General features: G+C 70.8%; 9 protein-coding genes. 5 read left to right on the forward strand and 4 right to left on the reverse strand.

Going from position 1 to position 11,117, the window contains the following annotated elements:
* Positions 1-927: pectate lyase (locus tag ABZ860_RS35825; protein WP_357229137.1), on the forward strand; the 927-nt coding region annotated here is incomplete at its 5' end.
* 69 nt (positions 928-996) lie between these two features.
* On the opposite strand, the gene ABZ860_RS35830 is transcribed toward ABZ860_RS35825, so the two are convergent.
* On the reverse strand, positions 997-2,349 hold the full coding sequence (locus ABZ860_RS35830; protein WP_357229140.1) for a M20/M25/M40 family metallo-hydrolase: 1,353 nt from the start codon (positions 2,347-2,349) through the stop codon (positions 997-999).
* Positions 2,350-2,590: 241 nt separating this feature from the next.
* On the opposite strand from ABZ860_RS35830, the gene ABZ860_RS35835 reads away from it, so the two are divergent.
* Both ABZ860_RS35835 and ald read left to right on the forward strand, forming a co-directional pair.
* Positions 2,591-3,973 carry an aspartate aminotransferase family protein gene (locus tag ABZ860_RS35835; protein ID WP_357229143.1) on the forward strand — a complete coding sequence of 461 codons (1,383 nt, stop codon included), beginning with the start codon at positions 2,591-2,593 and terminating at the stop codon, positions 3,971-3,973.
* Positions 3,974-4,040: 67 nt separating this feature from the next.
* On the forward strand, positions 4,041-5,156 hold the full coding sequence (gene ald / locus ABZ860_RS35840; RefSeq protein ID WP_357229146.1) for an alanine dehydrogenase: 1,116 nt from the start codon (positions 4,041-4,043) through the stop codon (positions 5,154-5,156).
* Positions 5,157-5,172: 16 nt separating this feature from the next.
* Here the strand turns inward: ald and ABZ860_RS35845 are convergent, their stop codons facing one another.
* The 3 genes from ABZ860_RS35845 to ABZ860_RS35855 form a co-directional block, all read right to left on the reverse strand.
* On the reverse strand, positions 5,173-6,684 hold the full coding sequence (locus ABZ860_RS35845; protein ID WP_357229149.1) for a sel1 repeat family protein: 1,512 nt from the start codon (positions 6,682-6,684) through the stop codon (positions 5,173-5,175).
* Positions 6,685-6,793: 109 nt separating this feature from the next.
* Complete coding sequence (locus tag ABZ860_RS35850) at positions 6,794-7,843, reverse strand: sulfite exporter TauE/SafE family protein (RefSeq protein ID WP_357229152.1); 1,050 nt, start codon at positions 7,841-7,843, stop codon at positions 6,794-6,796.
* A 2-nt stretch (positions 7,844-7,845) separates the two neighbouring features.
* Positions 7,846-8,046, reverse strand: coding sequence for a hypothetical protein (locus tag ABZ860_RS35855; protein ID WP_143737724.1), 201 nt, complete (start codon positions 8,044-8,046; stop codon positions 7,846-7,848).
* 256 nt (positions 8,047-8,302) lie between these two features.
* Here ABZ860_RS35855 and ABZ860_RS35860 point away from each other — a divergent pair, with 256 nt between their 5' ends.
* Together ABZ860_RS35860 and ABZ860_RS35865 are read left to right on the forward strand one after the other, a co-directional pair.
* Entirely contained in the window at positions 8,303-10,120 is a 1,818-nt protein-coding gene (locus ABZ860_RS35860; RefSeq protein WP_357229155.1) for an ABC transporter substrate-binding protein, read from the forward strand.
* A 3-nt stretch (positions 10,121-10,123) separates the two neighbouring features.
* The coding region (locus ABZ860_RS35865) for an ABC transporter permease (protein WP_357229158.1) at positions 10,124-11,117 on the forward strand (994 nt) is incomplete at its 3' end.

Consider the following 11,117-nt stretch of genomic DNA (forward strand, 5'->3'; position numbering starts at 1 on the left):
TGGGAGCTCACCGCCTCGGGCTCCGGCTACGGCCTCATCAACGCCAACAGCGACAAGTGCCTGAACACCAAGGACAACTCCACCTCCTCCGGCGCGCCGGTGCAGCAGAACTCCTGCGACTCGGTGTCCACCAAGCAGTGGACCCTCCAACCCGCCGGATCCCAGCCGTCGTCCACCCCCACCGCCACGCCGACGAAGAGCCCGACGCCCACGCCGAGCACCAACCCGACGCCGCCGTCGGGCTGGCCCAGCGCGAACGGCTCGCAGGCGGTCACCAGCACGATCAGCGTCTCCGGCACCATGGACGGCGGCCTGCGGCGCTACTACGCGAGCGGCGCCATGGGCGACGGCGGGCAGAGCGAGAGCCAGGACCCGATCTTCGAGCTGGCCAACGGCGCGACGCTCAAGAACGTGATCATCGGCTCGCCCGGGGCCGACGGCATCCACTGCCTGGGCAACTGCACGCTGCAGAACGTCTGGTGGGAGGACGTCGGCGAGGACGCCGCGACCCTGCTGGGCAGCTCGTCGTCGCAGGTCATGACCATCGACGGCGGCGGCGCCAGGAGCGCCTCCGACAAGGTGTTCCAGCACAACGGGCCCGGCACCATGGTCATCAAGAACTTCCAGGTGGACAACTTCGGGAAGCTCTACCGCGCCTGCGGCAACTGCACGAACTCCTACCAGCGGCACGTCCAGATGTCGAACATCGTGGCGACCTATCCGGGTAAGGCGCTCGCGGGCATCAACACCAACTGGGGCGACACCGCGCGCTTCTCGAACATCACCATCAAGAACGACCCCGACCACAAGATGATCATCTGCCTGAAGTACAAGGGCGTGCCGAAGGGCAGCGAGCCGACGGAGATCGGTAGCGGCGCCGACGGGACGAACTGCATCTACAGCTCCTCCGACATCCACTACCAGTAAGCACGAGAAAGACGGAAGGCCCGGTGGTCCCCCCGGCCATCGGGCCTTCCACGTCGATTCGCCGCGCCGTCAGGCCGCGCCGTGCCAGCCGCCGTAGTCGGCGAGGAACAGGGCCTCGGTCGTGATGATCCGCTTCAGCTCGTCCAGCACCAGCCGCTCGTTGGGGGCGTGGATCGAGGCGCCGTCGTCCTCGGCGCCGTACAGCAGGATCTCGGCCTTGGGGAACTGCCGGGCGAGGGCCGCCACCAGCGGGATCGAGCCGCCCTGACCGACCTGGCGCGGAGTCCGGCCGAAGGCGCGCTCCAGCGCACGCTCCGCGGCGTTCATCGCCGGGCCGCCCGGCTCGATCTGGAAGCCCGAGCCGCTGACGAAGTCGCCGAAGGAGACCTTGACCCCCCACGGGGCGACCTTCTCCAGGAAGGCCGTCACGTCGTTCAGCGCCTGCCTGGCGTTCCCGCTCGCGGGGATGCGGATCGTGACGCGGGCCCGGGCCACCGCCTGAACCGCGTTGATCGCGCCGGTCACCGTCGGCACGTCCAGCCCGGTCACCGTGATCGCGTACGACGCCCAGAGCCGGTCGGCGAGCGAGCCGTCGCCGACCAGCGACACGCCGTCGAGCACCCCGGCGAGCGCGCGGAACTCCTCCTCGCCGAGAGCCTCGCCGGGGAAGGACCCCGGTTCGAGCCCGGGCACCCGTACGTTGCCCTGGTCGTCGTGCAGGGCGGTCAGCATGCGCATGAGCGCGGCCAGCGCGTCGGGGGCGGCGCCGCCGAACGCGCCGCTGTGCACGGCCTCGTCGAGCGTGCGGACCTCCACGGTGAACGCGGCCATGCCGCGCAGCGACGTGGTGATCGCGGGGTCGCCCACCTCGGGGTTGCCCACGTCGGCGATGACCATGGCGTCGGCGCGCAGCAGGTCGGGGTTGGCCTCGACGAACGCCTCCAGGCGCTCGCCGGCGTACTCCTCCTGGCCCTCGATGATGACCTTCACGCCGACCGGGAACCGGCCGTTGAAGGCGCGCAGCGCGGCCACGTGGGTGATGACGCCGCTCTTGTCGTCGGCCGCGCCCCGGCCGTGCATGATGCCGTCGACGACCGTGGGCTCGAACGGCGGAGTGCGCCACAGGGCGAGGTCTCCGGCGGGCTGCACGTCGTAGTGCGCGTAGAGCAGCACGGTCGGGGCCCCGTCGGGGGCGGGCGCCTCGGCGAAGACGGCGGGGAAGCTGCCCTCGATGGGGATCTGCCGGACGTGCGGAAGGCCGGCGGCGCGCAGCAGCCGCTCCACGAGCGCCGCGGCCTCCAGGACCGGGGCCTCGGAGTGGCCGGGGAACGCGACGGACGGGATGGCGACCAGGCGCCTGAGGTCCTCGACCGTCTGCGGCATGCCCTCCTCGACGGCGCGCTCGATCTCCTCTGGTGTCACGGCGTTCTCCCGGATGTACGTGGATCTTCCCGGCTGGTGGACCCCATTTGACCACAGGTCCGGCCGACCCATCTCCCGCGGCTGCGCGGCTTCAATCTACCGTGACGGATTTCGTTGCCGTTACATGTCGATGTCACGGAATTCGAACTTCTTTCACAGTGACGCCACGTAATCACTTGGCAAAACGCGGAAGCGGCATGCACACTGTCCAACAGCGACGGATCACCGAGGGAAGGTTGCGATGACGCGCCCCGACGTTCTCAAGGCCGCACAGGACAATCTCTGGATGCACTTCACGCGCCACTCCTCCTACGAGGGAGGGGAGGTGCCCATGATCGTGCGCGGCGAGGGCGCCTACGTTTACGACATCCACGGCAAGCGGTATCTCGACGGCCTGGCCGGACTGTTCGTGGTCCAGGTCGGCCACGGCCGCGCCGAGCTGGCCGAGGCCGCCGCCAAGCAGGCCCAGGAGCTCGCGTTCTTCCCCCTGTGGTCGTACGCGCACCCGAAGGCCGCCGAGCTCGCCGCACGGCTCGCGGAGCTCACCCCCGGCGACCTCAACCGCGTCTTCTTCACCACCGGCGGCGGCGAGGCCGTCGAGTCGGCCTGGAAGCTGGCCAAGCAGTACTACAAGCTCAAGGGCAAGCCGCTGAAGACCAAGGTCGTCAGCCGCTCGATCGCCTACCACGGCACCCCGCAGGGCGCGCTGTCGATCACCGGCATCCCGGCGCTCAAGCAGGTCTTCGAGCCGCTGGTGCCCGGCGCGATCAAGGCCCCCAACACGAACCTCTACCGCGCCGACGAGATCTCCGGCTTCCCCGGCCTGGAGAAGGACGCCGAGGCGTTCGGCCGCTGGGCCGCCGACCAGATCGGCAAGGCCATCGAGATGGAGGGCCCGGACACCGTGGCCGCCGTCTTCGTCGAGCCGGTGCAGAACGCCGGCGGCTGCTTCCCGCCGCCCCCCGGATACTTCCAGCGCCTGCGCGAGATCTGCGACGCCCACGACGTGCTGCTCGTGTCGGACGAGGTCATCTGCGCCTTCGGCCGGCTGGGCACGATGTTCGGCGGCCAGAAGTTCGACTACGTGCCGGACATCATCACTTGTGCCAAGGGCCTGACCAGCGGTTACTCGCCGATCGGCGCGATGATCGCCTCCGAGCGGCTGTTCGAGCCGTTCAAGCACGGCAGCGAGACCTTCGCGCACGGTTACACCTTCGGCGGCCACCCGGTGTCGGCCGCCGTCGCCCTGGCCAACCTCGACATCTTCGAGCGGGAGGGGCTGCTCGAGCACGTCACGGCCAACGAGCCGGTGTTCAAGTCGGCCCTCGACCGGCTGCTGGACCTGCCGATCGTCGGCGACGTCCGCGGTTCGGGCTACTTCTACGGGATCGAGCTGGTCAAGGACAAGTCCACCAAGCAGACGTTCAACGAGGAGGAGTCGGAGCGCCTGCTGCGCGGCTTCCTCTCGAAGGCGCTGTACGACGCCGGCCTGTACTGCCGGGCGGACGACCGCGGGGACCCGGTCGTGCAGCTCGCCCCGCCGCTGATCTGCGGCCCCAAGGAGTTCGACGAGATCGAGTCGATCCTCCGTTCGGTGCTCACCGAGGCGTGGGCCCGCCTGTAGACCATCGAGCTCGTGCGGCCGGGTAGGGGGCGACCGTGACGAGTGACCGCTTGAAAGGACACAACTCATGAAGATCGGCGTGCCCGCCGAGGTCAAGAACCACGAATACCGCGTCGCCGCCACCCCGGCCGGCGTCCACGAGCTCGTCCGTCACGGCCACGAGGTCAGCGTCCAGCGCGGCGCCGGACTCGGCTCCCACATCACCGACGAGGAGTACCTCGCGGCCGGCGCCAAGCTGGTCGAGGGCGCCGACGAGGTGTGGGCCGAGTCCGAGATGATCCTCAAGGTCAAGGAGCCGATCGCGGAGGAGTACCACCGGCTCCGCGCGGATCAGATCCTGTTCACCTACCTCCACCTGGCCGCCTCCCGGCCCTGCACCGACGCGCTGCTCGCGGCCGGCACGACCGCCATCGCGTACGAGACCGTCCAGGTCGGCAACGGCCTGCCGCTGCTGGCCCCGATGTCGGAGGTCGCCGGGCGGCTGGCTCCCCAGGTCGGCGCGTACAACCTGATGCGCTTCAACGGCGGCCGCGGCGTGCTCCCCGGCGGGGTGCCCGGCGTGGCCCCCGCCAAGGTCGTCGTGATCGGCGGCGGCGTCTCCGGCCTGAACGCGGCGCAGATCGCCGTCGGCATGGGCGCCGACGTGACGATCCTCGACGTCAACATCGACCGGCTGCGCTTCATCGACGCCATCTACCAGGGCCGGCTGAAGACGCTGGTCTCCACGTCGTACGCGATCGAGCGGGCCGTGATCGAGGCCGACCTGGTCGTCGGCGCCGTGCTCATCCCGGGCGCCAAGGCCCCGACGCTCGTCTCCAACGAGCTGGTCTCCCGCATGAAGCCGGGCTCCGTGCTCGTCGACATCGCGATCGACCAGGGCGGCTGCTTCGAGGACTCCCGCCCGACCACGCACGACGACCCGACGTTCCGCGTGCACGAGTCGGTGTTCTACTGCGTGGCGAACATGCCGGGCTCGGTGGCCAACACCTCCACCTACGCCCTGACCAACGCGACCCTGCCCTACGCCGTCAAGCTCGCCGACAAGGGCTGGAAGGACGCGCTGCGCGGCGACGAGGCGCTCGGCCTGGGTCTCAACACCCACGCCGGCGTGCTCACCAACGAGCCGGTCGCGGCGGCGCACGACCTGCCGTGCACGCCGGTCGCGGAGATCCTCGCCGCCTGACCGCGGACGTGGGGGATCAGCGCAGGCCGAGGCGCCTGCGCAGATCCCTCGCGGTGCCGAGCACGTGCTCGACCTCGGCCGGAGTGGGCAGCGGGGCCGTGCCCGGCCGCAGCAGGGTCGCGCGCACCAGGCCGAGATGCTCGATCGCGGCCCGGTGCAGCCCGCTCGCGCGTGCGAGCCACCCCACGGTGTCCGCCGGGCTCACCTCGTCCCCGGCGGGTAACACGCCGCTGGGGGAGTCGGTGCTGGACAGGCCGCAGGTGACGAGATCCCCGGTGACCGGATTCCCCGCGGCCAGGTCTCCTGTGACCAGATCCCCTGTCACCAAATCCCACGTGCCGAGGATCTCGACCAGGTCCGCGGGCTCCGCCGCCGGGTCGCCGCGCCTGCGCGCCGCCGCCACGGCGAGTTCCGCGCGCGCGGCCTGCGCGGGTTCGGCAGGCCGGCTCCAGTAGGGCGGGGCCGGGTCGAGCAGGCACTCCTCGGCCTCGGGCGACGCGCCGAGCAGGGGCAGCAGCGTCCGCAGCTCGACCATGGCGCCGTGGTGCCCGCGTTCGGCCGCCCGCCTGAACCAGTGGCGCCCGCCCTTCAGGTCGTTGTGCTCCGCGACGAGCAGCAGCCCGAAGCGGAAGGCGGCCTCGGGGTCGTCGGCCGCGCCCCGGCCGTACCAGTGGGCGGCCGCCGGCTTGTCGTCCATCCGGGCGCAGACGAGGCCGGCCATCCGCCGCGCGTCCGGCCGCCCGGTCTTCGCCGCCCGTTCGAAGCAGGCGCGCGCCGTCGGCAGGTCGCCCCGGCACAGCGCCATGTCGCCGAGCCGGAAGGCCGCGCCGGAGTGGTCGGCGCGGACGGCGAGCCGGTAGAACGCCTCCGCGCCCTTCTCGTCGCGGGCCGCGTGCAGGAGCAGGGCCATGTGATAGGCGGCCTCCGCGTGGCCGCCGCGCGCCGCGTACTCCCACCAGTGCAGCGCCTCGGCCTCGTCGCCCGCGGCGTAGCCCAGGAACCCCAGGTCGTGGGCCGAGCGCAGGTCGCCGTCGACGGCCGCCCTGAAGTGCCAGCGCCGCGCGCCCATGCCGTCGCCCTGGTCCTCGCACAGCAGGGCCAGCCGCCGGGCCGCGTGGCGGGAGCCGTCCTCGGCCGCCCGCTCGAACCACTTGCGCGCTCCGTCGGTGTCGCCGCGCCGCTCCAGCAGCAGCGAGGCCAGATTCGTCGCCGCGTCCGCGTCGCCGGTGGCCGCCGCCAGCTCGAACCAGCCGATGGCCTCCTCGGTCGTTCCGTGCGTGCGGTGCCACAGCCCCAGGTTGTAGGCGCTGTCGACGTTGCCCGCCCGCGCCGCCCGTTCCCACCAGTGCCGGGCGCCCAGTCGGTCGTCGCGCTCCGCGCACAGCCGGCCCAGCCGGTGCGCCGCGTCGCGGTCGCCGTCGCGGGCCCTGTCGACCAGGTTCGCCTCGGCCGGGTCCAGGGGTTCAGGGGTACGCGGGACCGGTATCCCGGGCCACGCGGTCGCCTCCGTCGCTCCCACTAGTGTCATGGGAGACAGGGTGACACGTAACGGAGTCGTTACGGAGGGTTATTGGTAAGACGTTGGGGTGACCGCCCGAGGCCGTGCGCCTCACCCTGCGGGCGCATCCCGCTGACGGTCAGGAAGAGCGCTCGAACCTGACGAAGCCCACATACATGCCCATCCCGCAGGCGTAGCGCAGCCGCCCCTCCGGGTGGGCCGCGAGCCGCACCACGCGCTCGCCGGTCACGGGGAGCACGACGTCGTGGTCGTCGATGGCGAGCGTGCGCGTGCAGCCCCGGTTGTCCTTCGTCCTGAAGGCGATCTCGACGGGCCGGCCGGCGGCGGCGACGGCGATGCCGGGCCGGAAGCCCTCCGCGGTCGCCCATATCGTGAGCCGCTGGACGCCGTCGGTCCCGGTGAGGGCCCGGCCCGCGGCGGCGGCGGGAGAGCCGAACTGCGGCAGCGAGAAGTCCGGCAGCCAGCCGCCGAGCCGCAGGCCGGAGCCGACGGTGAAGAGCCCGGCGGCCAGGGCCGCGATGCCCGCCAGAGCGGCCAGCCTGGTCGAGGCGAGCGTGCGCAGCAGCAGTCCCAGGGCGGCGAAGGCGGGAGCCGTGCCGAGGGCGAGCCCCGCGAGCGCGGCCGCGCCCCCGAGCGCCGACCCCGCGGAGACGGCCACGACCTCCATGCCGATCGTGACGCCGCAGGGCACGAAGATCGTGGCCATGCCCAGCGCCGCCGCCCGGACGAGAGCCGGGGGGCGCGCACCGCCCGGCTCGGCCGGGTCCGGGGATCCGGCGCCGCAGGCGGAAGAGGGCGGGTGGCGGCCGCTCTCCGAGGCGGGCCCCTTCCCCGCCGGCGCGCAGTTCGCTTCGCTGCGCCGGCGGAGCATCCGTACGGCGAGGACGACCACCGCGGTTCCGGCGGCGACGAGCAGCGCCGCGCGGGTGCGGGGGCCGACCTGGACGATCGCGCCCACCAGCCCGAGCAGCGCCCCGAGGGCGGTGTGGGCGGCGAGCCTGCCGGTCAGGAACGCCGCAACCGGCGGAAGGCCGCGCGACGGGCCGTGGGGGTTGCCGGACGGGGAGACGAGGCCGATGAGGAGGCCGCCCTGGACCGCGGCGCACGACGCCGTGCCCGCGGCCAAGCCGGCGGCGAGGCCCCCGGCGAACAGGGCGGCCGGGTTCACGGTCAGCCGGTGAGCGCGAGGTCGTCCAGCGCGCCGGTCTTCGCCGCCTCCACGAGCGAGCCGAGCTGGTCGAGGCTCATCTCCACCTTCTGGCCGAAGTCGTCGGTGATGACGACCTGACGCTCAGCCGGGGCGGAGGCGTCCACGAACAGTTCGGGGCAGCCGCAGCTGCAGTTGCCACAGAATCGGGCGATGGACTTCACGCCAGTCCTCCTCGTAGGGCGGGGCCTTTGCTCGCAACGTAATGTGATCGTGTGGAGGCGACCAGTAACAGTTCGCTGACCGGCCGGAGAGAAGACCGCCACTTCGGGCGGGCGGTCGCGGCGCTCGGTTTCGCCGTGATCCGAATGAAGGAAAGTTGCAGAACCCTCACGAGTTTTGCAGATTATTGACCTAAGCTTGGGCCGCCGCATAAGGTCCGGACAAGATCCGCATCAGCACAACCCCCCGGAGCGGTCAATGAAACGTCTGACAGCGGTCGCGGCGTTGCTCAGCCTCGCGGCCGTCGCGGCATGCAGCGGCGGCGGCACGAACGGGAACTCCACAGGCGGCGGCGGTGGCGGCGTCTACACCACGGTCGACATCAACAAGCCGTCGCTCGACGTCAACGCGCCGATCAACCCGTGGAACCCCAAGGGCAACGCGTTCTGGGGCTACAACGCGATGAGGATCGCCTGGGCGAAGAACACCCTCACCGACCCGAACCAGTTCTATCCGGGCATCGCGGCGAGCTGGGACATCGCGCCGGACAACTCCTCCATCACCCTCCACCTGCAGCCGGGCAACAAGTGGTCCGACGGGAAGCCCGTCACCGCCGAGGACGTCAAGTTCTCCATCGCGCTGGCCTACACCCAGGGCAGCACCGCCTTCGCGGTCGACCCCGGCGCGGCCGGCGCCGCCTCGGACGTCGAAGTCGTCGACGACAAGACCATCAAGATCTCCCAGGACATGAAGAACCCCAGTGTCACGTTCGTGCGCGGGGTCATGGACGCCTTCGTGGTGCCCCGGCATGTGTGGCAGAGCGTCGTCCCCGCCGACTTCTGGGACACGCTCAAGGCCGCCCGCGGCGACGGCCCGGAGGCGGAGGCGGCGCGCGGGCAGATCAAGGCGCTGTCGGAGAAGGTGCTCGCGTTCGCCCCGGCCCAGGACGTGTCGGCCGGGCCGTTCGTCCTCAAGCGGATGAACCCCGGCGAGGCGCTGCTGGTGAAGAACACGAACTTCTACAACGCCGCCAACGTCGCACCCGACCAGCTCAAGCTGCTCAACACCACCGGGAACGAGCAGATCTGGAACTACCTGACCTCCGGCAAGCTCGACAACGCCCCGTTCACCGCGGTGCCCGCCGACGTGATGAAGCGCATCAAGGCGACGCCCGGCAACCAGGTCATCAAGGGCTACTCCCCGGTGGCCGTCTCGCTGGCGTTCAACCAGGCGAAGAAGCCGTACGACAACGTGCACGTGCGGCGCGGGCTGGCCTACCTGATCAACCGTGAGGAGGTCACGCAGATCGCCTCCCCGGAGGGCGGCACGGCGGCCGTGACCACCTCGGGGATCCACCAGAAGGCCGCCAGGGAATGGCTCGGCGCCGAACTCGACGCGCTGGAGCCGTACAAGCTGGACCCGGCCAAGGCGGACAAGGAGTTCACGGAGGCCGGTCTCCAGAAGAAGGACGGCAAGTGGACGCTGGCCGACGGCAAGCCGTGGAAGGTGACCATCCACATCCCGGCGCCGTTCTCCGACTGGGTCTCCGCGGCCAAGGCGATCACCAGCCAGCTCACCACGGCCGGCGTGGACGCCGAGGTGGTGACCACCGCCGACTATCCGCTCTATCTGTCCGAGCTCGCCGAGGGCAAGTACGACCTGGGCTTCTGGCTGATCGCGCTCGGCCCCGCGCCGTACAACATCTTCCAGCGCCTGTACGGCACCTCCAACGGCTGGAACATCCTCGGCGGCAAGGTCAAGCACTCGGCCGCCGGCAAGGACGGCAACTGGATGGGCGGCCCCGAGACGATCGACGTCGAGGGTGTCGGCGCGGTGAACCCGGGTGAGCTGACCGCGCAGCTCAACAGCGTCAGCGGCGACGAGCAGAAGGCGGTCATCGGCAAGCTCGCCAAGGCGGCCAACCAGGACCTGCCGGTCATCCAGCTGTGGGACTACGTGAACACGCAGTTCGTCAACACCAACCGCTTCACCGGCTTCCCGCCCGACGACAGCGACCTGCTGCGCCAGCCCTCCGGCGTCTGGATCCAGCTCGGCATGATCAAGAAGAAGCAGTAGTCCATGGCGGTTCTCCTCCGGCGGCTCGCGGGCCATCTGGCCCGCGGGTTCGTCATGATCCTGGTCGTCACCACGATCAGCTTCCTGATCATCAGGAGCGTCCCGGGCGACCCGCTCGCCGCCCGCTACCAGAAGCTCGTCGAGCAGGGCATGGCGCCCGACGCCGCCCAGCGCGCGGTCGAGGCGCTCTACGGCTTCACGCCGAAGGGCAGCCTGTGGGAGCAGTACCTCGATTACATGGGCGGGCTGGCCCACCTCGACCTCGGGCAGTCGCTGTCCGTGCCCGGCGCCGGCGTGTCCACCGTGCTGTTCTCGGCCGCCAAGTGGACCGTGATCCCGGTGCTCGCCGGGACGCTGCTGAGCTTCCTCGTCGGCGTCGTCATGGGCGTCTACGCGGCGATCAAGCGGACCGGCGTGCTGGGCGACCTCCTCGCGATCTCCGGGTCGCTGCTGCACGGCGTCCCGCAGTACGTGCTGGCGCTGCTGCTGGGGGCGATCTTCACCACGCTGATCCCGATCCTTCCCGCAGGGGGGACGGCCGACATCGTGATCGACCCCGGCTTCACCGCCGACTACATCGGCTCGCTGGTCCAGCACGCCACCCTGCCGGTCGTCACGTACGCGCTGGCCGGCTACGGCGGGTGGATCCTCGCGATGAAGTCGAGCGTGGTCACCGTGCTCGGCGACGACTTCATCCTGGCCGCCGAGCTGCGGGGGATGAAGCGGTCGATCATCTTCCGTTACGTGGCGCGCAACGCGATCCTGCCGCTGTTCACGATCCTGGCGCTCTCGCTGGGCCTGCTCTTCGGCGGCGCGATCTTCATCGAGCGCATCTTCAACTACCCGGGTCTCGGGCTGATGCTCATCGACAGCATCAACAACCGCGACTACTCGCTGATGGGCGGGGCGTTCCTGCTCATCACGACGGCGGTCGTCGTCGCGAACATCGCCGCCGACCTCCTCTACACGGTCATCGACCCCCGGGTGCGCAGCGAGG

Origin of the sequence: Microbispora sp. NPDC046973, assembly GCF_040644495.1 — a bacterium.
Taxonomy (GTDB): Bacteria; Actinomycetota; Actinomycetes; order Streptosporangiales; family Streptosporangiaceae; genus Microbispora.

Excerpts from the sequence above, each read along its gene's own strand:
- ABZ860_RS35860 (WP_357229155.1), top strand. The coding sequence starts at position 8,303 with ATGAAACGTCTGACAGCGGTCGCGGCGTTGCTCAGCCTCGCGGCCGTC.
- ABZ860_RS35835 (WP_357229143.1), top strand. The coding sequence starts at position 2,591 with ATGACGCGCCCCGACGTTCTCAAGGCCGCACAGGACAATCTCTGGATG.
- ald (WP_357229146.1), top strand. The coding sequence starts at position 4,041 with ATGAAGATCGGCGTGCCCGCCGAGGTCAAGAACCACGAATACCGCGTC.
- ABZ860_RS35845 (WP_357229149.1), bottom strand. The coding sequence starts at position 6,684 with ATGACACTAGTGGGAGCGACGGAGGCGACCGCGTGGCCCGGGATACCG.